This is a genomic window from Streptomyces sp. NPDC006235 (assembly GCF_040613735.1).
In the GTDB taxonomy this organism is placed as follows: Bacteria; Actinomycetota; Actinomycetes; order Streptomycetales; family Streptomycetaceae; genus Streptomyces.
In genome coordinates this window covers 35,637-60,699 of record NZ_JBEXSR010000024.1, presented here as the reverse complement: position 1 = coordinate 60,699, position 25,063 = coordinate 35,637, and the positions used below count along the sequence as shown (strand labels likewise).

Annotated in this window: 26 protein-coding genes; 18 read left to right on the top strand and 8 right to left on the bottom strand. The window is 72.7% G+C overall.

Features of this window, described 5'->3' with window-relative positions; genetic code table 11:
* The first annotated feature begins 238 nt into the window (after nucleotides 1-238).
* Genes dhaK through ABZ192_RS25860 form a run of 3 tightly spaced genes read left to right on the top strand, consistent with a single transcriptional unit; the run spans nucleotide 239 to nucleotide 2,283 of the window.
* Nucleotides 239-1,231 (top strand): dihydroxyacetone kinase subunit DhaK, encoded by a 993-nt coding sequence (gene dhaK, locus ABZ192_RS25870; protein WP_356926842.1) that lies wholly within the window; start codon nucleotides 239-241, stop codon nucleotides 1,229-1,231.
* 49 nt (nucleotides 1,232-1,280) lie between these two features.
* Nucleotides 1,281-1,880 carry a dihydroxyacetone kinase subunit DhaL gene (dhaL, locus tag ABZ192_RS25865; protein WP_356926841.1) on the top strand — a complete coding sequence of 200 codons (600 nt, stop codon included), beginning with the start codon at nucleotides 1,281-1,283 and terminating at the stop codon, nucleotides 1,878-1,880.
* Nucleotides 1,873-2,283 carry a PTS fructose transporter subunit IIA gene (locus ABZ192_RS25860; RefSeq protein ID WP_356926840.1) on the top strand — a complete coding sequence of 137 codons (411 nt, stop codon included), beginning with the start codon at nucleotides 1,873-1,875 and terminating at the stop codon, nucleotides 2,281-2,283. Before dhaL ends, ABZ192_RS25860 begins: the two co-directional genes overlap by 8 nt.
* A 101-nt stretch (nucleotides 2,284-2,384) precedes the next feature.
* On the opposite strand, the gene ABZ192_RS25855 is transcribed toward ABZ192_RS25860, so the two are convergent.
* A complete protein-coding gene (locus ABZ192_RS25855) occupies nucleotides 2,385-3,074 on the bottom strand; it encodes a glycoside hydrolase family 75 protein (RefSeq protein WP_356926839.1) in 690 nt (229 codons plus the stop codon).
* 438 nt (nucleotides 3,075-3,512) lie between these two features.
* Between ABZ192_RS25855 and ABZ192_RS25850 the strand changes: the two genes are divergently transcribed.
* The gene (locus tag ABZ192_RS25850; RefSeq protein WP_356926898.1) at nucleotides 3,513-4,460 is read left to right on the top strand and encodes a fibronectin type III domain-containing protein; all 948 of its coding nucleotides are present in this window, start codon (nucleotides 3,513-3,515) and stop codon (nucleotides 4,458-4,460) included.
* Nucleotides 4,461-4,631: 171 nt separating this feature from the next.
* Nucleotides 4,632-5,174, top strand: a complete 543-nt coding sequence (locus tag ABZ192_RS25845; RefSeq protein WP_356926838.1) for a hypothetical protein — start codon at nucleotides 4,632-4,634, stop codon at nucleotides 5,172-5,174.
* Nucleotides 5,175-5,579: 405 nt separating this feature from the next.
* On the opposite strand, the gene ABZ192_RS25840 is transcribed toward ABZ192_RS25845, so the two are convergent.
* The 3 genes from ABZ192_RS25840 to ABZ192_RS25830 form a co-directional block, all read right to left on the bottom strand.
* On the bottom strand, nucleotides 5,580-6,140 hold the full coding sequence (locus tag ABZ192_RS25840; RefSeq protein ID WP_356926837.1) for a PadR family transcriptional regulator: 561 nt from the start codon (nucleotides 6,138-6,140) through the stop codon (nucleotides 5,580-5,582).
* Between the two features lie 28 nt (nucleotides 6,141-6,168).
* Nucleotides 6,169-8,184: an NADPH-dependent 2,4-dienoyl-CoA reductase gene (locus ABZ192_RS25835; RefSeq protein WP_356926836.1), complete on the bottom strand. Its 2,016-nt coding sequence runs from the start codon at nucleotides 8,182-8,184 to the stop codon at nucleotides 6,169-6,171.
* A 127-nt stretch (nucleotides 8,185-8,311) separates the two neighbouring features.
* Nucleotides 8,312-8,680, bottom strand: coding sequence for a hypothetical protein (locus ABZ192_RS25830; protein WP_356926835.1), 369 nt, complete (start codon nucleotides 8,678-8,680; stop codon nucleotides 8,312-8,314).
* Nucleotides 8,681-8,925: 245 nt separating this feature from the next.
* Between ABZ192_RS25830 and ABZ192_RS25825 the strand changes: the two genes are divergently transcribed.
* Nucleotides 8,926-11,004, top strand: coding sequence for a SpoIIE family protein phosphatase (locus tag ABZ192_RS25825; RefSeq protein WP_356926834.1), 2,079 nt, complete (start codon nucleotides 8,926-8,928; stop codon nucleotides 11,002-11,004).
* A 35-nt stretch (nucleotides 11,005-11,039) separates the two neighbouring features.
* On the opposite strand, the gene ABZ192_RS25820 is transcribed toward ABZ192_RS25825, so the two are convergent.
* Nucleotides 11,040-11,834: a putative protein N(5)-glutamine methyltransferase gene (locus ABZ192_RS25820; RefSeq protein ID WP_356926833.1), complete on the bottom strand. Its 795-nt coding sequence runs from the start codon at nucleotides 11,832-11,834 to the stop codon at nucleotides 11,040-11,042.
* 274 nt (nucleotides 11,835-12,108) lie between these two features.
* Here ABZ192_RS25820 and ABZ192_RS25815 point away from each other — a divergent pair, with 274 nt between their 5' ends.
* The 7 genes from ABZ192_RS25815 (at nucleotide 12,109) to ABZ192_RS25785 (ending at nucleotide 18,248) form a co-directional block, all read left to right on the top strand.
* The gene (locus ABZ192_RS25815) at nucleotides 12,109-12,573 is read left to right on the top strand and encodes a MarR family transcriptional regulator (RefSeq protein ID WP_356926832.1); all 465 of its coding nucleotides are present in this window, start codon (nucleotides 12,109-12,111) and stop codon (nucleotides 12,571-12,573) included.
* Between the two features lie 87 nt (nucleotides 12,574-12,660).
* On the top strand, nucleotides 12,661-13,266 hold the full coding sequence (locus ABZ192_RS25810) for a sulfite oxidase-like oxidoreductase (protein ID WP_356926831.1): 606 nt from the start codon (nucleotides 12,661-12,663) through the stop codon (nucleotides 13,264-13,266).
* Nucleotides 13,259-14,014: a ferredoxin reductase gene (locus ABZ192_RS25805; protein WP_356926830.1), complete on the top strand. Its 756-nt coding sequence runs from the start codon at nucleotides 13,259-13,261 to the stop codon at nucleotides 14,012-14,014. The genes ABZ192_RS25810 and ABZ192_RS25805 overlap by 8 nt, the downstream gene beginning before the upstream one ends.
* 342 nt (nucleotides 14,015-14,356) lie before the next feature.
* Nucleotides 14,357-14,941, top strand: coding sequence for a hypothetical protein (locus ABZ192_RS25800; protein ID WP_356926829.1), 585 nt, complete (start codon nucleotides 14,357-14,359; stop codon nucleotides 14,939-14,941).
* A gap of 122 nt (nucleotides 14,942-15,063) precedes the next feature.
* The gene (locus ABZ192_RS25795) at nucleotides 15,064-16,032 is read left to right on the top strand and encodes an acetylxylan esterase (protein ID WP_356926828.1); all 969 of its coding nucleotides are present in this window, start codon (nucleotides 15,064-15,066) and stop codon (nucleotides 16,030-16,032) included.
* Nucleotides 16,033-16,165: 133 nt separating this feature from the next.
* The gene (locus ABZ192_RS25790) at nucleotides 16,166-17,332 is read left to right on the top strand and encodes a serine hydrolase domain-containing protein (RefSeq protein WP_356926827.1); all 1,167 of its coding nucleotides are present in this window, start codon (nucleotides 16,166-16,168) and stop codon (nucleotides 17,330-17,332) included.
* 130 nt (nucleotides 17,333-17,462) lie between these two features.
* Complete coding sequence (locus tag ABZ192_RS25785) at nucleotides 17,463-18,248, top strand: GntR family transcriptional regulator (protein WP_356926826.1); 786 nt, start codon at nucleotides 17,463-17,465, stop codon at nucleotides 18,246-18,248.
* Here ABZ192_RS25785 and ABZ192_RS25780 read toward each other — a convergent pair.
* Complete coding sequence (locus tag ABZ192_RS25780; protein ID WP_356926825.1) at nucleotides 18,184-19,143, bottom strand: helix-turn-helix domain-containing protein; 960 nt, start codon at nucleotides 19,141-19,143, stop codon at nucleotides 18,184-18,186. The two genes, ABZ192_RS25785 and ABZ192_RS25780, sit on opposite strands and share 65 nt — an antisense overlap.
* Before the next feature lie 154 nt (nucleotides 19,144-19,297).
* Between ABZ192_RS25780 and ABZ192_RS25775 the strand changes: the two genes are divergently transcribed.
* Together ABZ192_RS25775 and ABZ192_RS25770 are read left to right on the top strand one after the other, a co-directional pair.
* Nucleotides 19,298-20,131 carry an alpha/beta hydrolase gene (locus tag ABZ192_RS25775; RefSeq protein WP_356926824.1) on the top strand — a complete coding sequence of 278 codons (834 nt, stop codon included), beginning with the start codon at nucleotides 19,298-19,300 and terminating at the stop codon, nucleotides 20,129-20,131.
* A gap of 30 nt (nucleotides 20,132-20,161) precedes the next feature.
* Nucleotides 20,162-20,983: an alpha/beta hydrolase gene (locus tag ABZ192_RS25770; protein ID WP_356926823.1), complete on the top strand. Its 822-nt coding sequence runs from the start codon at nucleotides 20,162-20,164 to the stop codon at nucleotides 20,981-20,983.
* Here ABZ192_RS25770 and ABZ192_RS25765 read toward each other — a convergent pair whose 3' ends face one another.
* Nucleotides 20,984-21,712, bottom strand: coding sequence for a class I SAM-dependent methyltransferase (locus ABZ192_RS25765; protein ID WP_356926822.1), 729 nt, complete (start codon nucleotides 21,710-21,712; stop codon nucleotides 20,984-20,986). It abuts the gene before it with no gap.
* Between the two features lie 9 nt (nucleotides 21,713-21,721).
* Nucleotides 21,722-22,294, bottom strand: coding sequence for a PadR family transcriptional regulator (locus ABZ192_RS25760; RefSeq protein WP_356926821.1), 573 nt, complete (start codon nucleotides 22,292-22,294; stop codon nucleotides 21,722-21,724).
* Nucleotides 22,295-22,368: 74 nt separating this feature from the next.
* Between ABZ192_RS25760 and ABZ192_RS25755 the strand changes: the two genes are divergently transcribed.
* The 3 genes from ABZ192_RS25755 to rho all read left to right on the top strand — a co-directional run bounded on the left by ABZ192_RS25755 (nucleotide 22,369) and on the right by rho (nucleotide 25,063).
* Nucleotides 22,369-22,767, top strand: a complete 399-nt coding sequence (locus ABZ192_RS25755) for a nuclear transport factor 2 family protein (protein WP_356926820.1) — start codon at nucleotides 22,369-22,371, stop codon at nucleotides 22,765-22,767.
* Nucleotides 22,768-22,847: 80 nt separating this feature from the next.
* On the top strand, nucleotides 22,848-23,675 hold the full coding sequence (locus ABZ192_RS25750) for a class I SAM-dependent methyltransferase (protein WP_356926819.1): 828 nt from the start codon (nucleotides 22,848-22,850) through the stop codon (nucleotides 23,673-23,675).
* 251 nt (nucleotides 23,676-23,926) lie between these two features.
* Nucleotides 23,927-25,063, top strand: a complete 1,137-nt coding sequence (gene rho, locus ABZ192_RS25745) for a transcription termination factor Rho (protein WP_356926818.1) — start codon at nucleotides 23,927-23,929, stop codon at nucleotides 25,061-25,063.

The window sequence follows — 25,063 nt, the reverse complement described above, 5'->3', positions numbered from 1 at the left end:
TAGGGGCCATATCCGAAAGTTTCAGCGGCCCTGGGACGAGGATCATCAGCCAACTCACAAAGGACGACCCTCCGCGCCTGACCGCCCGTCATCGAAGTCGGCATCGAGCCGGCACCAGCAGCGCCGCAACCCGCTGTCGACGGCTGTGAAACGTCAAGATCGACAACTGGTCAAGCCTGACACGGCCTGCGAGGATGAAGACCAGAGGCGCACATACCAGTCTCAGCAGGAGGTTCCCGTGAAGATGCTGATCAACGTCCCGGAGACCGTGGTCGCGGACGCGCTGCGTGGTCTGGCGGCTGCCCACCCGGAGCTGACCGTGGACGTGGAGAACCGGGTGATCGTGCGGCGGGACGCTCCCGTGGCCGGAAAGGTGGGGCTGGTCTCGGGCGGTGGCTCGGGGCACGAGCCGTTGCACGGGGGTTTCGTAGGGCCCGGCATGCTGTCGGCCGCCTGTCCGGGCGAGGTGTTCACCTCGCCGGTGCCCGACCAGATGCTGCGCGCGGCCGCCGCCGTGGACAGCGGGGCCGGGGTCCTGTTCATCGTGAAGAACTACACCGGTGACGTGCTCAACTTCGACATGGCCGCCGAGCTGGCCGAGGACGAGGGCATCCAGGTCGCGAAAGTGCTGGTCAACGATGATGTGGCGGTGACCGACAGCCTGTACACGGCCGGGCGGCGCGGTACCGGCGCGACCCTGTTCGTGGAGAAGATCGCGGGCGCCGCCGCCGAGGAGGGCATGCCGCTGGAGCGGGTGGAGGCCATCGCCCGGCAGGTCAACGAGAACTCCCGCAGCTTCGGTGTCGCGCTGAGCGCGTGCAGCACGCCGGCCAAGGGCAGCCCCACCTTCGACCTGCCGCCCGGTGAGCTGGAGTTGGGCATCGGCATCCACGGCGAACCCGGCCGGGAGCGGCGGGCGATGATGACCTCCGGTGAGATCGCGGAGGCCGCCGTCGAGGCGGTGGTGGAGGATCTGAGGCCGCGCAATCCCGTGCTGGTCCTCGTCAACGGCATGGGCGCGACGCCGCTGCTCGAGCTGTACGGCTTCAACGCCGAGGTGCACCGGGTGCTCGCCGCCCGCGGCGTCGCCGTCGCCCGCGTTCTCGTCGGCAACTACGTCACCTCCCTGGACATGGCGGGCGCCTCCCTCACCCTGTGCCAGGTCGACGAGGACATGCTGCGGCTGTGGGACGCGCCGGTGAAGACTCCCGGTCTGCGCTGGGGCCTGTGACGCGGAAGGGGCAGAGGATCACCACGTACCTACCAGGCAAGGAGACCCAGTGCTCGACGCCGATTTCTTCCGCCGTTGGATGACGGCGACCGCCGCGTCCGTCGACCGTGAGGCGGAACGGCTCACCGCCCTCGACTCGCCCATCGGGGACGCCGACCACGGCAGCAACCTCCAGCGCGGCTTCACGGCCGTGAGGGCGGCCCTCGAGAAGGAGGCTCCCGGTACGCCCGGCGGTGTCCTGACGCTGGCCGGACGCCAGCTGATCTCGACGGTCGGCGGTGCCTCGGGGCCGCTGTACGGGACGCTGCTGCGCCGTACCGGCAAGGCGCTCGGGGACGCCGCAGAGGTCAGCGCGGAGCAGCTGGCCGAGGCGCTGCGGACCGGGGTGGACGCGGTCAGGACGCTGGGCGGTGCCGCGCCGGGCGACAAGACCATGATCGACGCGCTGGTGCCCGCGGTGGACGCGCTGGGCGATTCGTTCACGGCGGCCCGGACCGCCGCGGAGGAGGGCGCCGTGGCGACGACCCCGTTGCAGGCGCGCAAGGGCCGGGCGAGCTATCTGGGCGAGCGCAGCATCGGGCACCAGGATCCTGGTGCCACCTCGGCGGCGCTGCTCGTCGCCGGACTCGCGGAGGCCGCCGGTGAGTGACGAGCGGCTCGTGGGGATCGTGCTGGTGTCGCACAGCGCGGAGGTGGCCGCGTCGGTCGCCGAGCTGGCGAAGGGGCTCGCGGGCGGTGGCCCGGCGGTGCCGGTCGCCCCGGCGGGCGGTACCGAGGGCGGTGGACTCGGCACCAGTGCCGAACTGATCGCCGCGGCGGCCGCGTCCGTCGACCGGGGTGCCGGCGTCGCCGTCCTGGCCGACCTGGGCAGTGCGGTGCTCACCGTGAAGGCGCTGCTCGCGGAGGGTGACGAACTCCCGGAGCAGACACGGCTGGTGGACGCTCCGTTCGTGGAGGGAGCCGTCGCCGCGGTCGTCACGGCGGCCACCGGGGCCGATCTGGCGGCGGTGGAGTCGGCCGCCGCGGAGGCGTACACGTACCGGAAGGTGTGAGACCGGGCCGGGCGCGCCGGAGAACGGCGCGCCCGGCGACCGTCACCGTCGACCGCCGGGCGGCAGAGGTTTACCTGACGTCGCCCCTGACACCCCGTCAATCACTCAGCGGGGCTGCCGACGAGCCGCCTCGCCAGCCGCTCCCCCGTCGCCACAGCCGCTGCCTGGTCCTCGATGCGCGACACGCGGACGTTCTTGAAGACGATGTAGGTGACGCCGGACGGCGTGCCGCCGCCGTGCGGGTCCGCGCGGATACCGAGGCCCTTGGCGGTCCCGTAGGACGCCTCTCCGATGATGTTCCGCGGGCCCGTGTCGCCGACGACCGCGTACTGCACCCGGTCGCGGTGGACGACGGCCACGACGGAACCGCCGCCCACACCGTACTCCCGGTAGTCCCAGATGCGGCTCGGGGCGGGCACGACGATGAAAGGGAGGCGTTCGGCACTGAGGGGGCGGCCGTCGGACTGCACGTAGGCGGTGCTGTCGGAGAAGTAGGGGTCCGTGCGGCGATTGCAGCGGGGCCCGGGCCGGCCGTCGCAGTCGATGTCCATATCGGCCTTCCAGAACACGGCGCCTCGCGTGCCGCAGACCGGGATGTCCGCGGGTGCGCCGCTGTCGCTGCGGTACCGGCCGCGGGAGACCGGAGCGCAGTCCCGCACCTTGGCCAGCAGGTCGGCGGCGCGGACGGGGGGCTCGCGCCACTCCGCCGGCTGGGGCGGGAAGGCGTGGGCTGTCGTCGGGGCGAGCAGGGCGGCGCTGGCCGCGGCCACTGTGAGCGACTGGACACGCACGATAGTGAAGCCTCTCCTGGGGAACCTGACGGGCACTCAGCCAATCTGGCCCCGGGCCGATCACCCGGCCACCGCTGGGGGGCCGGACGGTGCACGGCCCCAACCTCCGACAGGGGCCGGGGGCCTGAATCCGTGTGAGAACCCAGGCCGGCCCGGCCACCCGCGCCGGCGCGGCGTCTGCGACGACAGCGGTCCGCGCGACAGGCCCGAACTCCACCGTGTCCACCAGAAGTTCGGCCGTGAGGACCTTCAGCATACGTAACCCACCCGGGTGGTCACCAACGACGGGAGGTGACGCCCCGACAGAGGGCTTCCTCGCCCGCCCACTTGATGTGATCCCGCCAGCCGCGCCATATTGGTCCGGACCATTTCCGAGTGCCGCCCCGGGGAGGCAGTGTCGTGCGAGGCCTTTCCCTTCTCCCCTCCCACCTCCTTCGCATCGCGCTCTGCGCGGCTCTCGTTCTGGTCGCCTCCTGCGACCGGCCCGGCACGGACGAAGGATCAGGCGGCTCTCCGCCCGGCGCGCCGACAGGCGTCACCGCGGCGGCGGGCACGGCGACGAGCGTGCACGTCATGTGGAACACGACCGCCCGGGCCGAGGTCTACGAGGTGTATCGCGGCACCACGAAGGTCAGGGAAGTGCCGGGCTCCAGGCACATGGTGGACGTCACCAGGCTCCGGCCCTCCACCCTGTATGTCTTCACCGTGCGGGCGCGGGACGCCGAAGGACGACTGGGACCGCGCAGCCGGGCGGTCCGGGCGAGGACACCCGCGGCCGTCGCGGACGACCACTCCGCGCCCACCCGCCCGTCGGCGCCGCACGGCCGGGCGGCCGGCAGCCGGGCGGTCCAGCTGTCCTGGTCCGCCTCGACGGACGACCGGGGCGTGGCGTCGTACGACATCCATCAGGGGGACACGAAGATCCACAGCGTGGCCGGGTCCCAGACGGCCGCGGTGGTGACGGGGCTGCGGCCCGGCACGGCCTACTCGTTCACCGTCCTGGCCAGGGACGCGGCCGGGAACGTCTCCCCCGCCGCTCCCGCCGTCCGTGTCACCACGCCGGGCACGGACGACGGCCGGGCGACGGCCCCCACCGGCTTCCGGGCGACGAGCCACCGCGCGGACGGGGCGTACTACATCGACCTGAGCTGGGTGCCGCCGCGCGTGGACGGTGAGGTCACCGAGTACCAGATCCAGCTGGACGGCCGGCCCGCCACCTCTCTGGTGTACGGCGGGGACGCGCCGCGTGACCGGGCCACGTACAGCTTCTACGTGGGACGGGACGCCGGTGCAGACCACCGGGTCCGGGTCCGGGCGATGCTGCCGGACGGCACCTGGGGAGGCTTCTCGGCGGAGCGGACGGTGACGACGGGTCCGGGGCGCTGACGCGCTCCCCGGCATGGTCCGGCCGTGGGAACCCGTCACCTGCCCGGCGGCACCCGGCGTGCGCCCGGGGCCGGGGACGCCTTGGCTGACCCTGCAGGCAGCACGGGCGTTCCCCGACCCTCGGCGGCGCAAGGGATGTACCGCCAACCGTGCCGCCGGAGGGCAGTCCACATGCGCAACTCATCGCCACTTCTCCGCTCCGGCCTGACCGTGGCAGCCGCCGCCGCGCTGCCCCTCGCCCTGGCCGCGGTGCCCGCCGCCGCCGGCCCGGGCATCTCCGTGAGCACCACGGGTTCCACGGTGTCGGTCACGACCAGCGCGTGCACCCAGATCAACGGCAGCTGGGGCACCGCCTCGCTTCTCACCAGCAGTCAGGGCAGCTTCGCCCAAGGGCGCCAGGTGACCCTGTCGGGGACGTCGACCAGTCAGTCCGCCGCCTGGTCGAACGTCTCCTCGGGGACGTACACCGTCATCGTCATCTGCTCGGACGGCACCACCGCGGGCACGCAGTCGGTCGTCGTCTCCCCCACTGCCTCCCCCACGAGATCGCCGTCCCCTTCGGCGTCGCCGTCCCGCGGTGTCATGGGCGGGGTCGGCGGGAGTGCCACGGACTACGGCACCGTCACACTCGTGGCGGGCGGCGCGCTGGTCGGGACCGGCCTCCTCGCGACGGCCTGGTACCTGCGCCGGCGCAACAGGCCGTACCGGCTCTGATCCGGTACGAACGGCGGCCCGCCCCTCCGAAGCGCTCCGGCCGGGCGGGTCGTCGTCACGTCCCCGTCAGGTCGGGCGGTCCGGCGTCACGTCCGCGTCAGGCCGGGTAGCCAGCCGTGGCACGCCGGTCAGGCCGGGCGGGCCCCGGTCACATGCCGGTCCGGCCGGGCGGCCGCCGCCCCACGCCCGTCAGGCCGGGCGGGGCCCCCAGCCCCACGCCGTTCCGGCCGAGCCGGACGGCGCCCCACGCCCGGGCAGGCCGCCGTCGCACGCAAGCCGGGCGCTCCGCTGTCACATCCCCGTCAGGCCGGTCAGGCCGCCCTCCCACCGCCAGCCAGCCCAGTCAGGCCGGGCGGCCAGCCTCCGCGCGCCGGTCAGGGCGAGTGGGTCGCCGGCACATCCCCGTCAGGCCGGATGGGCCGGCTCGTCGGTCGGGAGTTCCGCGAAGTCCGCCAGGGCGCGCCTGAGCCACTGCGTCCAGAACGTCTCCAGGTCGATGCCGGCCTGGAGCACCAGATGCCGCAGCCGGTCCTCGGCGCCGTCCCGGCCGGGCGGGAAGTCGCGCTGCTCGATCTCCTGGTACTCCGCCAGCTGCCGTTCGTGCAGCTCCAGGTGGCGCCGCAGATCAGCCTCCAGTCCCGCGGTGCCGACCACGGCCGCCGCCCGAAGCCGCAGCAGCAGCGCGTCGCGGTGCGGCTTGGGGTCCTGGGAGGTGGCCGTCCAGCGGGCCAGTTCGGCCCGGCCCGCCGGCAGGACCTCGTAGCTCTTCTTCTGCCCGCGCGTCGGCTGCTCGGCGGGCAGCGCCCGGATCAGGCCGTCGGCCTCCAGCTTTCCCAGCTCGCGATAGATCTGCTGGTGCGTCGCGGACCAGAAGTAGCCGATCGACCGGTCGAAGCGGCGGGTCAGCTCCAGCCCGGACGACGGCTTCTCGAGCAGGGCGGTGAGGATCGCGTGCGGGAGTGACATGGCCTCATCCTAGGGACGCGTATCGGCACTACAGGGCGGCCGCCAGCTCGGTGCCCTGCTTGATGGCGCGCTTGGCGTCCAGTTCCGCGGCCACGTCGGCGCCGCCGATGAGGTGGGCGCTGCGCCCGGCCGCGATCAGTTCCTCGTACAGGCCACGGCGCGGCTCCTGGCCGGTGCACAGCACGATCGTGTCGACCTCCAGCACGGTGCTCGCACCGTCGATCGTGACGTGCAGTCCGGCGTCGTCGATCCGGTCGTAGCTCACGCCCGGGACCATGGTGACGCCGCGGTGCTTGAGTTCGGTGCGGTGGATCCAGCCGGTGGTCTTGCCGAGGCCGGCGCCGACCTTGGAGGTCTTGCGCTGGAGCAGGTGGACGGTGCGCGGCGGGGCGGGCCGCTCGGGCGCGGCGAGGCCGCCGGGGGCGCGGTAGTCCAGGTCGACGCCCCACTGCCGGAAGTACGTCTGCGGGTTCTCGTGCGCCTTGTCACCGGTGTCCGTGAGGTACTCGGCGACGTCGAAGCCGATGCCGCCCGCGCCGAGGATCGCGACCCGGTCGCCGACGGGTGCGCCGTCGCGCAGGACGTCGAGGTAGCCGAGGACGCTCGGGTGGTCGACGCCGGGGATGTCGGGGGTGCGCGGGGTGACGCCGGTGGCGACGACGACCTCGTCGAAGCCGTCGACGTCGCCGGCCCCGACGGAGGTGTTCAGCCGTATGTCGACGCCGTGCCAGTCGAGCTGGGTGCGGAAGTAGCGGATCGTCTCGTCGAACTCCTGCTTGCCGGGGACCTTGCGGGCGACGTTGAGCTGGCCGCCGATCTCGCTCGCCGCGTCGAACAACGTCACCTCGTGCCCGCGCTCGGCGGCCGAGACCGCGCAGGCCAGCCCGGCCGGACCGGCGCCGACGACCGCGACGCGCTTGCGCAGCCGGGTCGGGGAGAGCACCAGTTCGGTCTCGTGGCAGGCGCGCGGGTTGACCAGGCAGGAGGTGATCAGGCCGCTGAAGGTGTGGTCGAGGCAGGCCTGGTTGCAGCCGATGCAGGTGTTGATCGCCTCGGGCCGGCCGGCGGCGGCCTTGATGACGAAGTCCGGGTCGGCGAGCATCGGGCGGGCCATCGACACCATGTCGGCCGCGCCCTCGGCGAGCAACTCCTCAGCGAGTTCGGGGGTGTTGATGCGGTTGGTGGTGACGAGCGGGACCGACACCTCGCCCATCAGCCGCTTGGTCACCCAGGTGTAGGCGCCGCGCGGCACGGAGGTCGCGATGGTGGGGATGCGGGCCTCGTGCCAGCCGATGCCCGTGTTGATGATGGTGGCGCCGGCGGCCTCGACGGCCTTGGCGAGGGTGATCACCTCGTCGAGCGTGGAGCCGCCCGGGACGAGGTCGAGCATGGACAACCGGTAGACGACGATGAAGTCCTCACCGACCGCCTCGCGCACCCGGCGCAGGATCTCCAGGGGGAAGCGCATGCGGTTCTCGTACGAGCCGCCCCAGCGGTCGGTGCGCTCGTTGGTCTGCCGCGCGATGAACTCGTTGATGAGGTAGCCCTCGGAGCCCATGATCTCGACGCCGTCGTAGCCGGCCTGCCGGGCGAGGCGGGCGGCGCGGGCGTAGTCGTCGATCGTCCGCTCGATGTCGGCGTCGGTGAGCTCGCGGGGCGGGAACGGGCTGATGGGCGCCTGGAGCGGGCTGGGCGCGACCAGGTCCTTGTGGTAGGCGTACCGGCCGAAGTGCAGGATCTGCATCGCGATCCGTCCGCCCTCGCGGTGCACGGCGTCGGTGATGACCCGGTGCTGCTCGGCCTCCGCCTCGGTGGTGAGCTTCGCGCCGCCCTCGTAGGGGCGTCCCTCGTCGTTCGGTGCGATGCCGCCGGTGACGATCAGGCCCACTCCGCCGCGCGCGCGGGCGGCGTAGAACGCGGCCATGCGGGCGAACCCGCCCTCGGCCTCCTCCAGACCTACGTGCATGGAGCCCATGAGGACCCGGTTGGGCAGGGTCGTGAAGCCCAGGTCGAGGGGGGTCAGCAGGTGCGGGTAACGGCTCATCGGGCCCTCCGTGCGCGGTGTCGTGCCTGTAGTTGTAGAGGACCGCGCACGGTTTATGCAACTAGTTGCACAAGGTGATGGAGGGCACAGGGGGCCGATGACCAGGAAGATCGAGGGGCAGCAGCGGTCACCGGCTTTCGAGACGCACGTGCAGTTCCTTCTCCTGGTCGCCGGAGACCGTGCTCATGTCCCGCACGGCGAACAGCGAGTCCAGCCTCCTGCGGAACTGCTCGATCGCCCAGTAGCCGCCGTGCAGGTCGGCGTCGACGGACGACGACAGCCGGGCCGGTCGCGCCCCCTCGTGCGTGTCGGCGACGTCGAACGTGCCGAGCCACACGGTCGGGCGGGTCGCGTGCAGTTCCTCGGGTACGTCGTCGGCGCACCGGTCGGACTCGAAGCAGGCGCACAGCGTGTCGAACACGATCCGGGCGTCCTGCTTGCTGCACCCGCTGATCTCCACCGAGACGGAGTGGGGATGCGGCTGCTCACGGTCCATCGTGATCGCTCCTCTCGTGGCGTATCCGCCCCTACCCCAGCAAAGCACCACCTTCTGCCGAGCACTACCGGCGGTGCCCCCGCCGTGCTGACGGGTTTACGGAGCGGGTGGCTCCGCGTTGGGAGATGGTGGAAGGTGACGCAAGGGGCCTCGGATCGACGGCTCCGCGCGGTAGAACAGCGGTAGAACATGGGGTGTCGGCACCGTGACGGCGGGCCGCGTGATCGGCGAAGGCGGGGCGTGGGATGAGTGCAGCCGGGTCTCCCCTGGCCGAGGGTGACGAGCCGGCGCGCGCGCCGGTGCGGCCGAGCGGGCTGCTCGACGTCCTGCGCGTGGCCTCGGTGGTCCTGGACGCCGAGGGCCGCATCGTGCTGTGGAGTCCCCAGGCCGAGGAGCTGTTCGGGTACGAGGCTCGGGAAGCACTCGGCGAGTACGCCGCCCGGATCATGGTCCACGAGCAGCACCTCGATCTCGTGGTCAAGCTGTTCGCCGACGTCATGGGCACCGGGCAGAGCTGGGCCGGGGCCTTCCCCGTCCGCCGCAAGGACGGCACCACGCGGCTCGTGGAGTTCCGCAACATGCGGCTGCTGGACGACCAAGGGGACGTCTACGCGCTCGGCCTGTGCGCCGACCAGTCGACCGTGCACCGGCTGGAGCGCGAGGTGGCGCTGTCGACGCGGATGATCGCCCAGTCCCCGACCGGGCTGGCCGTGCTGGACACCGACCTGCGGTACGTCTCGGTCAACCCGGCGCTGGAGGAGCTCAACGGCGTGCCGGCCGAGGAGCACCTGGGCCGGACGGTCCGCGAGGTGGTGCCGCGGATGGACGTCGACGCCCTGGAGGCCGCGGCGCGCCGGGTGCTCGACACGGGGGAGCCGGTCGTCGACCAGTCCACGATCGGCCGCACCCCGGCCGACCCCGATCAGGACCACGCCTGGTCGATCTCGCTGTACCGGCTGGAGAACGCCTTCGGGACCGTGCTGGGCGTGGCCCTCTCGGTCGTGGACGTCACCGAGCAGTACCGCGCGGGCATCGAGGCGGAGGCCGCGCGGCGCCGCCTGGCCGTGATCGCCGACGCCTCCGGCCGCATCGGCACCACGCTGAACCTGGACCGCACGGCCCGCGAGCTCGCCGACGTGGCCGTGCCGGAACTCGCCGACATCGCGGCCGTGGACCTGTTGGACGCGGTGGTGCAGGGCCGGCGGACCAGCCTCGGCCCGGCCGAGGGGGCCGTGATCCGCGCGCTGGCGGTCCAGGGCTACGACTCCGCCGAGGCGCTGGAGGCGGCCGACCCGCCCGGGCAGGTGGCCCGGTACGCGTCCGACCGGCTCATCACCCACTGCGTGCGCACGGCCAGCCCCGTGATGCTTCCGGAGGTCGAGGACGAGGACCTGCCGCGCATCGCCCGGTCCCCGGAGGCGGCCGCGCTGCTGGGCCGGGCCGGGGTGCACTCGTATCTGGCGGTGCCGCTGATCGCGCGCGGCGAGGTGCTGGGCGCCCTGGACCTCAAGCGCACCCGCAATCCGCTGCCGTTCACCGAGGACGACCTGCTGCTGGCCCGCGAGCTGGCGGCGCGGGCCGCAGTGCAGATCGACAACGCCCGCTGGTACCAGAGCGCCCGCGAGACCGCGCTCACCCTCCAGCGCAGTCTGCTGCCCAGCCATCCGCCCGTGACGGGCGGGCTGGAGGTCGCCTCCCGCTACCAGCCGGCCGGGGCCACGAGCGAGGTGGGCGGCGACTGGTTCGACGTGATCGGCCTGGAGGGCGGCAAGACCGCGCTCGTCGTGGGCGATGTGATGGGCAGCGGCATCCCCGCGGCGGCGGCCATGGGGCGGCTGCGTACGGCGACCAACACGCTGGCCTCCCTCGACCTGGATCCGGCCAGGCTCCTGGAACACCTCGACAAGATCACCGCGGGGCTGGAACAGGCCATCGCCACCTGCGTATACGCCGTCCACGACCCGCATCTGCGACAGTGCCGGATCGCCAACGCCGGTCATCTGCCGCCGGTGCGCGTCCGGGTCGGCCGGCCTCCCGAACTGCTCGACCTGCCGACCGGGGTGCCGCTCGGTGTCGGCGGTGTCGCCTTCACCACGACGACCGTCGACCTCGAACCGGGCGACCGGCTGGTGTTCTACACCGACGGCCTCGTCGAGACCCGGCGCGACTCCCTCGACGACCGTCTCGACACGCTGCTGTCCCTGCTCGACGGGCCCGACCGCCCGCTGGAGGAGGTCTGCGACCTGCTGCTGCGCACCCTGCACGAGCCGGACAACTTCGACGACGTGGCACTGCTCATCGCGCGGGCGACGGCACCGGACTGAGGGGCCGCCGCCGGCGAACGGCTGCACTCGGGTCGTTACGGCGCGACGCCGATCACCACATGGGCGTACAGCTCTTCCGAGACGGCCAGGTGTGCCGTCAGGCCGCTGTGTTCGAAGGCGTCGAAGGCGCTCGGTGCCTGGTGGCGGCTCGTCTCCACCAGGACGCAGCCGCCGGGCGCGAGCCAGCGGGGCGCCTCGGCCGCGACCCGGCGCAGGACGTCGAGGCCGTCCGCGCCGCCGTCGAGGGCGACCAGCGGCTCGTGGGCGCGCGCCTCCGGGGGCAGCAGCCCGATCTCGTCGCTCGGTACGTAGGGCACGTTGGCCGCGAGGATGCCGACGCGGCCCCGCAGGTGGCCGGGCAGCGCCTCGAACAGGTCACCTTGGTGGACGTGGCCGCCGGCGGCGGCGACGTTGCCGCGGGCGCAGGCCACGGCGGCGGGGTCGATGTCGGCGGCGTGCAGTTCGACGGGGCCGAGTCCGGCGGCCAGCGCCGCGCCGACGGCGCCCGAGCCGCAGCACAGGTCCACGACGACGCCGGCGCCGGGCGCCCGGGCCAGGGCCTGTTCGACCAGGAACTCGGTGCGGCGGCGCGGCACGAAGACGCCCGGGTCGACGGTGATGCGCAGGCCCCGGAACTCGGCCCAGCCGACGACGAGTTCGAGGGGCAGGCCGACGACGCGGCGCTCGACCATGGCGGCTGCTTCGGCCGGGGTGCGGGCGGTGGTGAGGATCAACTCGGCCTCGTCCTCGGCGAAGACGCACCCCGCGGCGCGCAGGGCGAGGACGACGGAGTCACGGGAGGACGGCGGAACGGGAGACACGGAGGGCATGGAAGCCAGGAGCCTTTCGGGATGCGAAGGGCGCTCCTGCGGTCACCTACGGCCGGCGATCCGCGCGACATCGAGGAGAGAGCACCCGGGCTGACACAGCGGTAATGGGTCTCACCTCCTCGGTTTCCGTCGGCCGGGGTCCGTCCACAGCCGGACGGCAACACTACCCGACGGCCCGGCCGACCGGTACGGCACCTGGCCGGCCGCCCCGCCGACGGGTGGTTGGTCTATGCAACGATGGAGGGACGGAGGACGACGTGGTGAGGGAGGTCCGATGAAGCCGGCCGATGCCGTGGAGACCATCCAGCGGGAGATGACGGTCTTCGCGCGCCGTGCCCGTGCCGCGGCGGGGCGGATGCATCCCGAGCTGTCGCTGGTGTCGTACACGCTGCTCGGTCACCTGGAGGAGAGCGGCGGGTGCCGGGCCACGGACCTGGCCACCCACTACGCCCTGGACAAGTCCACGGTCAGCCGCCAGGTGGCCGCGCTGGAACGCGCCGGTCTGATCGAACGCCGCCCCGACGCGCAGGACCAGCGTGTCCTGGTGCTGCATCTGACGGAGGCCGGCCGGCGCATCCTGGCCCGGGTCACCGAGAGCCGCCGGGCGGTCTTCCGGGAGCGGCTGGCGGAATGGCCGGCCGAGGACCTGGCGCGATTCGCCGACTACCTCATGCGCTACAACGCGGGTCCCGGTCCCGGCCGGCCCGACCAGGAGCGCACCGCCCGTACACACGACTAGGCGCACAGCCCACGTACGGTTGAACACGCAATCACTGAGTACGCCGGCCCGGCGGGGCACCGTCGGCCCGGCCCGGAGGCACACCGCATGCACATCACCCGAGGCTTCACCGGGCGCCCACGCGTGGCCGACCCCGGTCTGCCGCCCGGCCAGTACGACGCGGGTGACGACTGGCCGGTCCTGTCCGCCGAGGTCACTCCCGACCTGGCACCCGCCGACTGGACGTTCCGTATCGACGGTCTGGTGGACGAGCCCCGCACCTGGGACTGGGACGAGGCGCACCGGCTGCCGCCGTCGGCCTACGAGGGCGCCATCCACTGTGTGACGAGCTGGTCGAAGTTCGGGGTGCGGTTCGCGGGGGTGTCCCTGGACGCGTTCCTCGATGTGGTCCGGCCCCATGGGTCGGCGACCCATGCCGTCGCCTACGCGCACACCGGCTACACCACGAACCTCCCGCTCGCCGACCTGACCGGCGGGCGCGCCTGGATCGTCTGGGAGTACGACGGCAGGCCGCTCGCCCCCGAGCACGGCGGCCCGGCGCGGCTGCTGGTGCCGCACCTGTACTTCTGGAAGAGCGCCAAGTGGATAGCCGGCCTGCGGCTCCTCGACCACGACGAGCCGGGTTTCTGGGAGCGGAACGGCTATCACGAGCGGGGCAACCCCTGGGAGGAGCAGAGGTACTCCGGTGACTGAGACCTTCGTGCCTCCCACGCGGTTCGCCGTGCCCGGGCGCATCGCGGTGAGCGAGCAGGCCGCCTCCGTGTGGCAGACGGCGACGCTCACCGAGATCCGGCGCGAGACCGCGCGTGCCGCCACCTTCCGGTTCGCCGTGCCCGGCTGGCCGGGGCACCTGCCCGGCCAGCATCTGATGGTGCGGCTGACCGCCGAGGACGGTTATGCGGCCCAGCGCCACTACTCGATCGCGTCCGCGCCGGACGACTTCGGGCATGTCGAGCTGACCCTGGATCACGTCGAGGGCGGCGAGGTCTCGGGCTGGTTCCACACCGTCGCCCGGCCCGGCGACCAGGTCGAGGTGCGCGGCCCGGTCAGCGGGTTCTTCGCCTGGCCGGGTGACCGGCCCGCACTGCTGATCGGCGCCGGCTCCGGCGTCGTCCCGCTGATGTCGATGGTCCGGCACCACCGGGCCCGGAACCTGACGGTGCCGCTGCGCCTGGTGGTGTCCGCGCGCAGTCCGGAGGACCTCATCTACGCCCGGGAGTTCGGTGCCGAGACGACGCCCGTGTTCACCCGGAGCGCGCCCGAGGGTGTGGCGGTGGGACGTATGGCGGCCGCACATGTGGCGCCGCTCCTGGCCGAGCAGCCTTCCGGTGGGTGGGAGGCCTATGTGTGCGGCTCCAACTCCTTCGCCGAACACGCCTCCCGGCTGCTCGTGACGGCGGGTCAGCCGGTGGACCGCATCCGGATCGAGCGGTTCGGCTGACCTGCACGGCGGCTCATCCCCCGTGGTGTCAGCGGCCCACCCCCCGTGTGTCAGCGGCCTCTCCCCCGGCGGTGTCCCAGGGTGGCGTGCGGCGCGCCACAGGGACGCGCCCCGGTGGTTCACCGCGGCGGCCCGGGTGTTTCACCGCGGCGGCCCCGGGCACTCCGGCCGAAGGGTTCCGGCACGCGGCGACCCGGGCCGTGCCGGGCGATCGATGTGCGTCGGAGGGGGCACCTGCCCGTGTGGACACTCGCACGCGTGACGTGACGTGGAGGGAGCGGCGGCGCCGCCACCGCACGGCCGGTCCGGCCCTCCGGCCGCCGTGACGGCGAGGAGGTCGACATGCGAACCCGGGTGCGCGGCTGGCGTTGGCGGCGCAGTCCGCTGCGGCGCCGGTCGGATGTCGTCGAGGCGTGGACGGTGCTGGTGGTCGCCGTACTGATCCTGGTGGGCGCGCCTCTGGCGGGGGCGACCGCCGCCTGGTGGGCCCATGGCGAGGCGCGGTCGCAGTCGGCGGAGCAACGGGCCGAGCGTCACCGCGTCCGTGCCGAGGTCGTCGGCAGGAAGGGCGACTCGGTGCCGTCGGTGCAGGCCGACGGGCGGCACGCGTACCGGGCCACCGTGCGCTGGACCGAGCCGGGCGAGGGCACGCACACCGCGACGGCACGGGTTCCCGGGGGCGCCCGGCCGGGCGAGGCCGTGGAACTGTGGTTCGACTCCCGAGGGCGGAGTGTGGGCCCGCCGGTGGACGGCACGGCGGTCTGGCAGCACACCCTCACCATGGGCACGTGCGCCGCGGGCGGTGTGGTGCTCGTGGTACTCCTCGGCCACTCCGTCGTACGCCGGGTCGCGCTGCGCCGCCGGCTGGCCGAGTGGGAGCGGGAGTGGGCCCGTACGGAGCCGGAGTGGACGCGTCGAGACGCGTGACAGGACCGACGAACAGCAGGTGAACGGGCTGCGGCAAAAGACCTGGCGAGTCCTCCGACCACTCACGTAGTGTGATCATCCGCACTGTCTCCGCAGCCGTTCCTCACCCAAGGCGGTCCTACATGGCCCTGTTCGACCTTCCTCTCGACGAACTCCGCGAGTACCGCAGCACGTCCACCGAGCCCGAGGACTTCGACGCGTTCTGGTCCAAGACGCTCCAGGAGGCGCGCGAGCACGACCTGGACGCCCGCTTCGAGCCGGTCGACACCGAGCTGACGACTGTGCAGGTGTTCGACGTGACGTTCGCCGGGTTCGGCGGCCATCCGGTCAAGGGCTGGCTGACGGTGCCGGCGGGGGCGGACGGCCCGCTGCCGCTGGTCGTGGAGTTCATCGGGTACGGCGGAGGACGCGGGCTGCCGCACGAGCACCTGCTGTGGGCGTCCACGGGCCGGGCGCACTTCGTGATGGACACCCGCGGGCAGGGCAGCGGCTGGGGAGGGGGCGGTGGCACGGCCGACCCGGTGGGCGGCGCGCCCGCGTACCCCGGTTTCATGACGCGCGGTATCGACGCGCCGGAGAACTACTACTACCGCCGGGTGTTCACGGACGCCGTGCGTGCCGTGGAGGCGGCCCGCTCGCACCCGCTCGCCGACCCGGCGCGCACGGTCGCCGTCGGCGGCAGCCAGGGCGGCGGCATCACGATCGCGGTGGGCGGCCTGATACCGGACCTGGCGGGCATCGCGCCGGACGTGCCGTTCCTGTGCGACTACCCGCGCGCGGCGACGCTCACGGACCGTCACCCGTACCGGGAGATCGGCCTGTACCTCAAGACGCACCGCGGCCGTACCGAGCAGGCGCTGCGCACGCTCTCCTACTTCGACGGCGTCCACTTCGCCGCCCGCGGCCGGGCCCCCGCGCTCTTCTCGGCCGCCCTGGAAGACCAGACCTGCCCGCCCTCGACCGTCTTCGCGGCCTTCAACGCCTGGAGTCACGAGGACAAGACGATCGAGGTGTACGACTTCAACGACCACGAGGGCGGTGGTCCCTTCCAGCAGGAGGCCAAGCTGCGCTGGATGCGCTCCCACGTCTGATCCCGCCGCCGGCCGGCGACTGATCCCGGCCGTTTCGGCGGCGGCGGTCTTCCACCAAGTCCGACCAGTCGGTACGTTCTTCGCGCCCGGGCCGCAGCTCTGCGGCCCGGCCCGGGGAGGGGTGGAGGGGCTCATGCCAGAGAACGAGGCACAGGTGCGCGGTCACTGCGACGCGCGCTTCACGGCGGTGCGCAGGGCGTTCGAGGAGAACTTCCGGGAGCGGGGCGAGCTGGGTGCCGCGGTGGCCGTCACCGTCGGCGGCAGGACCGTGGTGGACCTGTGGGGCGGCTGGGCCGACGCGGCACACACCCGGCCGTGGGGCGAGGACACGCTGGTCAACGTGTGGTCGACGACCAAGGGGCCGGTGGCGCTGTGCGCGCACATCCTGGCCGACCGGGGGCTGCTGGATCTCGACGCGCCGGTGGCCGCGTACTGGCCGGAGTTCGCCGCCGCGGGCAAGGAGAAGGTGCTCGTCCGGCATCTGCTGTCCCACCGCGCCGGCCTGGCCGGGCTGCGTGAACCGCACTCGCTGGAGCAGCTCTGCGACTGGGAGCTGACCACCCAGCGGCTCGCGGCGACGCAGCCCTGGTGGGAGCCGGGGACCACGTCCGGCTATCACGCGCTGACCTACGGCCATCTGGTCGGCGAGGTCGTCCGGCGGGTGTCGGGGCTGCTGCCCGGAGCCTTCCTGGAGCAGGAGGTGACCGGGCCGCTCGGCATCGACTTCCGCATCGGCCTGCCGGAGAAGGACTCCGGGCGGGTGGCCGAGCTGGTCCAGCCTCAGGTCGCCGCGAGCAGTGAACAGGCCGCCGTCTTCGCCCAGTTGGCGCCAGCGGCGATCGCCGCGCTGACCAACCCCACGGTGTCCGCCGCCGGGGCCCTCACGCCCGGGTGGCGGGCCGCCGAGATTCCCGCGGCGAACGGGCACGGCACCGCGCGTGCGGTCGCCGAGCTCTACGGCGTCTTCGCGGGGCGCGGCTCGTACGCGGGCAAGCGCCTCCTGTCCCCCGAGGCCGCCGAGCGGGTACGGGAGGGCCAGGGCAGCTGCCGGGACCTGGTGCTCGGCGCCGGGTTCGACGGCGAGACCGAGGCGGGGCTCGGTCTGTGGCTCAGTGGGCCCAACGGCTCCTACGGGCCCAACCCGCGCGCTTTCGGTCATGACGGCTTCGGCGGCTCCTGCGGGCTCGCCGACCCGGAGGCGCATGTGTCGATGGGGTACGTGATGAACCGCATGGGGCCCCACATCGCGAACGACCCGCGCAAGATGGCGCTGGTCGACGCCCTGTACAGCGCTCTGTGACGGCCGGGGCGGGCGGGCCGGTTTCGGCCGAACCGCCCGGCCGCTCTTCCCGGCTGGTTTAGACCAATGCTAGACCTGGTGGCGCATCGAGCCCGCACGGCTACCGAACGTCACCAACAGGAGGCGCGGCATGGCCCGCACCACCCCGCACGACCACCCGCCGACCGAAGGAGAGCCCCTGTACCGGCGGATCGCCACGGAGCTGCTCGACGAACTGCGCGACGGCACCGTGCCGCCCGGCGAACGGTTGCCGGGCGAGCGGCGGCTGGCCGGGCACTTCGGGGTCAGCCGGGAGACCGTACGGCAGGCGCTGGAGCTGCTGCGCCGCGACGGCCTCGTCGCCACCGACCGGCGCGGCAGCCACGCCACCCTGCCCGGCCTGCCGGTCGAGACCCCCGCCTCGCTCACCTTCCCGGTCGGCGCCCGGGCCGCGACCCCGGGCACGGTCGCCCGCGCCACCGTGGCCTGGGAACCGCCCCCGCCTGACCATGCGCAGGCCCTCGGACTGGCTCCGGGCCGGCCGACCCTGATCCACCGCTACCGGTACGCGACGGCCGACGGACGCGGGCTGCGTACCGCCGTGACGTCCTTCTCGGCCGTGGCCCTCGCGGAGGTGGAGGAGCTGGCCCGCTACCGCGACCGCGCCGACGGCACCGCCACTGCCCATCTGCGGCGGGCCTACGACTGGATGCGCCGGGCCGGTCTGACCCTGCACCACCGCGACGCCATCACCCCCCTGGCGAGCACGCCGTCGGTGCGGGTCACCCGGCGTGTGCACGACCAGTACGCGCGCCCGCTGGAGATCACCGACCTCGTGGTGGACGCCCAACGGGACGCTCTGGTCTACGAGTTCACGCTGCCGGGCCGGACGCCGACGCCCGCCACCTCCGGGGCGTCACACCGTACGCGGCCTTGAATCGGCGCGTGAAGTGGCTGGGATCGGTGAAACCCCAGGCCCGGGCGACCGAGGCGATCGTCCGGGTGCGCCCCGCCGGGGAGACCAGGGTGGCGCGGGCACCCTCGAGGCGCTGCTCGATGATCCACTGCTCCAGGCTCAGCCCGGCCTGTGCGCACAGGCGGTACAGAGCGCGCACCGAGATGTTGTGGGCGTGTGCGATGCGGGCGGCTGTGAGGTCCGGTTCCGTCAGATGGGTGCGGGCGTAGGCGAGGACGCGCTGGAGGAGGGTCTCGGCCAGGGCGGGCCGGGCGTGGGCGTCCACTCCGGCGGCCGAGGTGACCAGCGCGCGCACGAGTTCCACCGTGGCCGTGCCGAGGGCGGCCGCACCCGGGTCGCCGGCGAGGGTGTCGGCGCCGGCGTGGAGCCGGGTGATGTGCGCACGAACCATGTCGTACAGCGGACTGGCCCGCAGCCGCTCGGCGCCGCGGCGGACGATGTGCGGCGGCACGGCGAGGAGGTCGTACGGCACTTGGAGTGCCCGTGCGCCGCCGCTGCCCGACCAGGCGAACTCGTACGGGATGGTCAGGTCGTTGAGCATCAGCTCGCCCGGTTCCACCAGATCCTGCCGGTCCGACTGGCCGAACCGGCCCGTGCCCTCGACCTGAAGGGACAGGGAGACCATCGGCGGGCCCTCGAGCCGCAGACAGCGGGGGCTGCGGGTCACGGCCCACCCCGAGGAGCTGCTGGTGAAGAGCATGAGTTCGCCGAAGTGCCAGCGCTCCATCCGCGCGAACATCCCCTCCCCGCTCTCCTCCGTGCTGACGCGTGACGGCACGGACGAACTCAGCAGGGCGGCACGGAAGGCCTCCACCCGCTCGTCCCCCGGCAGCTCCGCCGTGTCCAGAAGGATCATCCCCAGTTCCCTCCGCCCCCGGCACGGTGAGTCGAGGACCGGGCACCGTGAGCCGGTCCGTCCACCGCGTCCGCTGCAAGTATCGGCCAGAGGTGAACGTCCTGTGCACGTGTACAGGACGACCGAGACCGAGCATCCAGGGGGGAACGACCGGATGAGCACCCATGACGAGGAACTGATCGAGCGCGCCAACGCCGCCGACCGTACGCCCGTCGTCTTCGTCCACGGCCTGTGGCTGCTGCCGAGCAGCTGGGACCGCTGGGCGGAGCACTTCGAGCAGGCCGGGTACGCCCCGGTCTCGCTGTCCTGGCCTGACGATCCCGACACCGTGGAGGAGGCCAACCGGCACCCCGAGGCTTTCGCCGGCAAGACGGTCGGGCAGGTCACCGGCCATCTCGCCGAACTGATCGGCGGGCTGAAGCGCAAGCCGGCCGTCATCGGTCACTCGTTCGGCGGACTGCTCACGCAGATTCTCGCCGGGCGGGGCCTGTCCGCCGCGTCGGTCGCGATCGACCCGGCGCCGTTCCGGGGCGTGCTGCCGCTGCCGGTGTCGTCACTGCGCTCGGCGGCGCCGGTGCTCACCAACCCGGCCAACCGCAATCGCGCCGCGCCGCTCACCTTCGACCAGTTCCGGTACGGCTTCGCCAACGCGGTGAGCGAGGAGGAGGCACGGCAGCTGTACGAGACGTTCGCCGTGCCGGCTCCGGGTGCTCCGCTGTTCCAGGCGGCCACGGCGAACCTCAACCCGCGGACCCAGGCGAAGGTCGACACCGCCCACCCGGAGCGCGGGCCGCTGCTGATCATCTCGGGCGAGAAGGACCACACCGTGCCGTGGGCGCTGTCGAACGCCGCCTACCGGCGCCAGCGGCGCAATCCCGGGATCACGGAGATCATCGAGATGAAGGACAGGGGTCACGCCCTGACGATCGACCACGGCTGGCAGGAGGTCGCGGACACCGCCCTGACGTTCGTACGGCGCTTCGTCTGATCGCGTCCCACGCCAGCGAGAGGATTCCCCATGAGCACGTTCACCACGTCCGACGGAACAGAGATCTACTACAAGGACTGGGGTGAGGGGCAGCCCGTGGTGTTCAGCCACGGCTGGCCCCTCAACGCGGACGCCTGGGACGGGCAGGCGCGGCTGGTCGCCGAGCACGGGTTCCGGGCGGTCGCACACGACCGCCGCGGGCACGGCCGCTCGGGTCAGCCGTGGCAGGGCAACCACATGGACCGGTACGCCGACGACCTGGCCGAGCTGATCGAGGCGCTGAACCTCACCGACGCGGTCCTTGTGGGCCATTCGACCGGCGGCGGCGAGGTGGCCCGCTACATCGGGCGGCACAGGACCGCGCGGGTCGCCAAGGCCGTGCTGCTGGGAGCGGTGCCGCCGCTGATGCTGCGGACGGAGGCCAATCCGGAGGGCACGCCGAAGGAGGTCTTCGACGGGATCCGCGCGGCCGTGGCGGCGGACCGCTCGCAGTTCTACTGGGAGCTGAGCGAGAGCTTCTACGGCTTCAACCGGCCCGGGGCCGCCGTGTCGGAGGGCATGCGGCGGGCGTTTTGGATGTGGAGCATGCAGGTGGGGCTGAAGGGCGCCTATGACTGCGTCGCGCAGTTCTCGGAGACCGACTTCACCGAGGACCTCGGGCGGATCGACGTACCGACGCTGGTCGCGCACGGCGACGACGACCAGATCGTGCCGATCGGCGCCTCGGCGCAGCGGACCGCCCAGCTCGTCAAGGACGCGACCCTGAAGATGTACCCGGGCGCTCCGCACGGCCTGGTGGGAGACTTCGAGCAGGCGTTCAACAACGATCTGCTGAACTTCTTGCGCGGCTGACTACTCCGGCGTCCGGGCGACGACGAGCCGTACCCGCGGGCTGCCGTCCCGTCGCCGCCCGAACTCCGGCAGCGCGTGGAGGTCCACCCGGAAGCCGGCCCGGGCGAGCTCACGCCGTACGTCCCCGAAGCGGAACGCGCGGTAGTACATGACGAACGGCGGCCGCCACAGCGCGTTGCGCACCCGCATCACCGTGTCGAAGCCGAGCAGCGTCCAGTAGCCGAGCGAGCCCGGGCGGGGTGGCGCGACCAGCGGAAACGCGAAGCGGCCGCCCGGCCGCAGGACGGAGCGGACCTGCGTGAACAGTCCGGGCAGCTCGCGGGGCAGGAAGTGCCCGAAGGCCCCGAAGCTCACCACCAGGTCGAAGACGGCGGGCCCGAAGGGCAGGGCACGGGCGTCCGCGCGGACGAAGGAGACTGCCGGCCCGGTCGGCCGGACCCGCTCCCGGGCCACGCCGAGCATGCCCGCACTGAAGTCGACCCCGACGACGCGCTCCCGGCACACCCCCGCCAGCACGCCGACGCCCGCGCCGGTGCCGCAGCACAGGTCGAGCCCGGTGTCGAAGGGCCCCGTCCGCCGCAAGGCGGACTCGACCGCGGCGAGGACCGCGTCGGGCGTCCGGAAGGGGGTGTGGTCGAACTTCGGCGCGAGGAGGTCGTAGCCGCGTTCGACGGACGACAGCGCCTGAACGGCGAGCTCGCGCAGACTGGGGCCTTCGGGGCTGAACACCGGCTCAGACTAATCGGCTCGGTCCAGGGGAGCTCGCTGCTTGAGGATCGTGAGGACGCGGGCGCACCAGCGGAGGTTCTCCTCCTCGTAGGCGATGCCTCTCATCAGCGTGAGGTACGGGCCGATGCGGTCGGCCTCCCGCAGGTATTCCTCCTCGCCGCGGCCGGCCAGGAGGCGTTCGCGGACGCGCTCGTAGCGGGCGAGCTTGCCGCGCGACCACGCCTCGCGCTCCTCGACCAGCGCGCGGGTGGCCTCGGGGTCCACGCCGTCCGTGGCCTGGATCTTGATGAGGAGTTCGTCGCGGATGGCGGTCGGCCGGCGGGGCGGTGTGACGGCGAAGGCGCGCAGGTCCTCGCGGCCCGCCTCGGTGAGCGTGAACATCCGCTTGTCGGGCCGCCGTTCCTGGCGTACGACCCTGGCCTCGATCAGCCCGTCCCGCGCGAGCCGCTCCAGCTCCCGGTAGAGCTGCTGCGGGGTCGCGGCCCAGAAGTTCGCGAGCGACACGTCGAACACCTTGGACAGCTCGTAGCCCGAGGCCTCGCCCTCCAGGAGAGCGGCCAGCACGGCGTACTTGAGAGACATGTGGACACCGTATCAACAGTTGATTAATCTACTCCGCACCTACTCACTTAATTGACTAAGGCGGGGTTCGTTCGATGCGTGCATTCCGTGAGGCGGTCGAGGCACTCGACCTCGACGCCGCCGAGGCGCTGCTGGCGCCGGACGTCGTCTTCACCAGCCCGGTCGTGTTCAAGCCGTACACCGGCAAGCCGATCACGGCGGCGATCCTGCGCGCCGTCAGCGGTGTCTTCGAGGACCTCCGCTACGTGCGCGAGATCAACGACGTGAACGGCCGTGACCACGCCCTGGTCTTCACCGCCCGCGTGGGCGACCGGGAGCTCAGCGGCTGCGACTTCATCCACGTCGACGACGACGGGCTCATCGACGAACTGACGGTGATGGTCCGCCCGTTGTCGGCGGCGCAGGCGCTGGCGGCGGCGATGGGCGCGCAGTTCGAGCGGATCGCCGAGGAGGCACGGGCGCGCTCGATGTGAGCGACACGCGAGCGACACGTCCGGGGCCCGTTTCCCGTGTTCTGCCGCCGCTCGCGGCTCGCCGGCGGTTGGATGTCCTCATGACGTCCGTCGATCACGACCGGCTGATGCGTGCCAACCAGGCGAACTGGGACGCCCGCACGCCCGTCCATCTCGCCAGCCGGTTCTACGGTCTCGACCAGGACTCCGACCCCGAGCGCTGGTTCGCGCCCTGGGAGTGGGAGGACCTCGGCGAGCTGGCCGGCCGTGACGTGCTGCACCTGCAGTGTCACCTCGGCACGGAGACGATCGCCTTCGCACGGCGCGGCGCCCGGGCCGTCGGCCTCGACTTCTCCGAGGCGTCCGTGGCGGCGGCGACCGGCATCGCCGCGAAGGCGGGCGCGGACGTGACGTACGTCCGGGCGAACGTGTACGACGCCGACGAGGCCCTGGGCGGGCGGCGGTTCGACGTCGTCTACACCGGCAAGGGCGCCCTGTGTTACCTGCCGGACCTGGACCGGTGGGCGCAGGTCGTCGGCCGGCTCCTGCGTCCGGGCGGCCGCTTGTACGTCGTCGAGTTCCACCCCCTGCTCAACTCGCTCGGCCCGAAACCCGCTCCGGGCGAGGGCCCAGAACTGCTCCTGCGCCACGACTACCTGGGCGGCGGCGGTCCCGTGCACCGGGACGCGACCCACACGTACACGGACGGCCCGGCCGTCGAGGGCGCCACGGACAGTTACGAGTGGATGCATGGAATGGGTGAGGTCGTCAACGCGTTGACGGAAGCGGGACTGGCCGTCCGGCGGCTGCGGGAAAGCGACGAACTGCCGTGGCCGCGCTGGCCGCAGATGGCCCGTACGGAGTCCGGCTGGTGGCGGCTGCCCGAGCCGCGCATCCCCCTGCTGTACGGGCTGCTGGCCGCCCGCTGACGCATATCCCTCTCCCCCGGCGCCCCGCCGGGTGGTAGCCTGCAGACAGCACTCGTGCACGCCCCTCTCTGTATGGGCGCCGGTGCGGTTCTTCCTCTCCTCTCCATCATTTCCGGCATCTCGACGAACTCTGTCGTACCCGAGGTGCTGTTCCCCCGCCGCCGGTGGCGTGCCCCAGGCCCCTCCGTTCGCGGCTCTCTCCCTTCCCTTCGCATGTCCCCTGCCTGCCGTCCGTGAAAGGACACCTCACCATGACCACCACACTCGACACCCCTCCCGCCCAGCGGCACTCCGAGCCCCGGACCGCACTCGGCGTCCTCGACATCGACGCGAGCGGGAAGGGGCATCTGCGCGGCGAGAACTACCTGCCCGCGCCCACCGATCCCGTCGTCTCCCCCGCCCTGATCCGCCGCCACGGCCTGCGCAAGGGCGACCTCGTCGAGGGCTCCCTGGGCGACCGGAGCGTTCTCACCGGCGTCGCACGGGCCGACGGCCGTACGCCCGCGGAACTGCGCGGCCGCCGGCACTTCCGGGACCTGACGCCCCTGCATCCGCACGAGCGCCTGCGTCTCGAACACCCGGCCGCCGGAATGGCCGGCCGGGTCGTCGATCTGATCGCACCGGTCGGCAAGGGCCAGCGCGGGCTTCTCGTGGCCCCGCCCAAGACCGGCAAGACCGTCATCCTGCAGCAGCTCGCGGCCGCCGTCACCGGCAACCATCCCGAGTGCCGGCTGATGATGCTGCTGCTCGACGAGCGGCCCGAGGAGGTCACCGACATGCGGCGCAGCGTGCGGGGCGAGGTGTACGCCTCGACCTTCGACCGGAGCGCCCGGCAGCACATCGCGCTCGCCGAGCTCGTGATCGAGCGGGCCAAGCGGCTCGTCGAGGCCGGTGAGGACGTCGTGATCCTCCTCGACTCCCTCACCCGGCTGTGCCGGGCGCACAACAACGCGGCCGCCTCCGGAGGGCGCATCCTCACCGGGGGCGTCGACGCGTCCGCGCTGACCGGTCCCAAGCGGTTCTTCGGCGCCGCCCGGTCGGCCGAGGAGGGCGGTTCCCTCACGATCCTCGCGACCGCGCTGGTGGAGACCGGTTCCCGGGCCGACGACTTCTACTTCGAGGAGCTGAAGAGCACGGGCAACATGGAACTCCGCCTGAGCCGCGAACCGGCGACCCGCCGCGTGTTCCCGGCCGTCGACATCATCCCCTCCGGCACCCGCCGCGAGGAACTCCTGCTGCCCCCGGCCGAGTTGGCGGCGGTCCACGGCCTGCGGCGCGTGCTGCAGAACCGGGACGGGCAGGGCGCCCTGGAGACCCTCCTGGAACGCATGCGCGAGACCCCGGACAACGCGACGTTCCTGCGGCGTATCCAGCCGACGCTGCCCTAG

Excerpts from the sequence above, each read along its gene's own strand:
- ABZ192_RS25845 (WP_356926838.1), top strand. The coding sequence starts at position 4,632 with ATGCGCAACTCATCGCCACTTCTCCGCTCCGGCCTGACCGTGGCAGCC.
- ABZ192_RS25840 (WP_356926837.1), bottom strand. The coding sequence starts at position 6,140 with ATGTCACTCCCGCACGCGATCCTCACCGCCCTGCTCGAGAAGCCGTCG.
- ABZ192_RS25835 (WP_356926836.1), bottom strand. The coding sequence starts at position 8,184 with ATGAGCCGTTACCCGCACCTGCTGACCCCCCTCGACCTGGGCTTCACG.
- ABZ192_RS25830 (WP_356926835.1), bottom strand. The coding sequence starts at position 8,680 with ATGGACCGTGAGCAGCCGCATCCCCACTCCGTCTCGGTGGAGATCAGC.
- ABZ192_RS25825 (WP_356926834.1), top strand. The coding sequence starts at position 8,926 with ATGAGTGCAGCCGGGTCTCCCCTGGCCGAGGGTGACGAGCCGGCGCGC.
- ABZ192_RS25820 (WP_356926833.1), bottom strand. The coding sequence starts at position 11,834 with ATGCCCTCCGTGTCTCCCGTTCCGCCGTCCTCCCGTGACTCCGTCGTC.
- ABZ192_RS25815 (WP_356926832.1), top strand. The coding sequence starts at position 12,109 with ATGAAGCCGGCCGATGCCGTGGAGACCATCCAGCGGGAGATGACGGTC.
- ABZ192_RS25810 (WP_356926831.1), top strand. The coding sequence starts at position 12,661 with ATGCACATCACCCGAGGCTTCACCGGGCGCCCACGCGTGGCCGACCCC.
- ABZ192_RS25800 (WP_356926829.1), top strand. The coding sequence starts at position 14,357 with ATGCGAACCCGGGTGCGCGGCTGGCGTTGGCGGCGCAGTCCGCTGCGG.
- ABZ192_RS25795 (WP_356926828.1), top strand. The coding sequence starts at position 15,064 with ATGGCCCTGTTCGACCTTCCTCTCGACGAACTCCGCGAGTACCGCAGC.
- ABZ192_RS25790 (WP_356926827.1), top strand. The coding sequence starts at position 16,166 with ATGCCAGAGAACGAGGCACAGGTGCGCGGTCACTGCGACGCGCGCTTC.
- ABZ192_RS25785 (WP_356926826.1), top strand. The coding sequence starts at position 17,463 with ATGGCCCGCACCACCCCGCACGACCACCCGCCGACCGAAGGAGAGCCC.
- ABZ192_RS25780 (WP_356926825.1), bottom strand. The coding sequence starts at position 19,143 with ATGATCCTTCTGGACACGGCGGAGCTGCCGGGGGACGAGCGGGTGGAG.
- ABZ192_RS25775 (WP_356926824.1), top strand. The coding sequence starts at position 19,298 with ATGAGCACCCATGACGAGGAACTGATCGAGCGCGCCAACGCCGCCGAC.
- ABZ192_RS25770 (WP_356926823.1), top strand. The coding sequence starts at position 20,162 with ATGAGCACGTTCACCACGTCCGACGGAACAGAGATCTACTACAAGGAC.
- ABZ192_RS25760 (WP_356926821.1), bottom strand. The coding sequence starts at position 22,294 with ATGTCTCTCAAGTACGCCGTGCTGGCCGCTCTCCTGGAGGGCGAGGCC.
- ABZ192_RS25755 (WP_356926820.1), top strand. The coding sequence starts at position 22,369 with ATGCGTGCATTCCGTGAGGCGGTCGAGGCACTCGACCTCGACGCCGCC.
- ABZ192_RS25750 (WP_356926819.1), top strand. The coding sequence starts at position 22,848 with ATGACGTCCGTCGATCACGACCGGCTGATGCGTGCCAACCAGGCGAAC.
- rho (WP_356926818.1), top strand. The coding sequence starts at position 23,927 with ATGACCACCACACTCGACACCCCTCCCGCCCAGCGGCACTCCGAGCCC.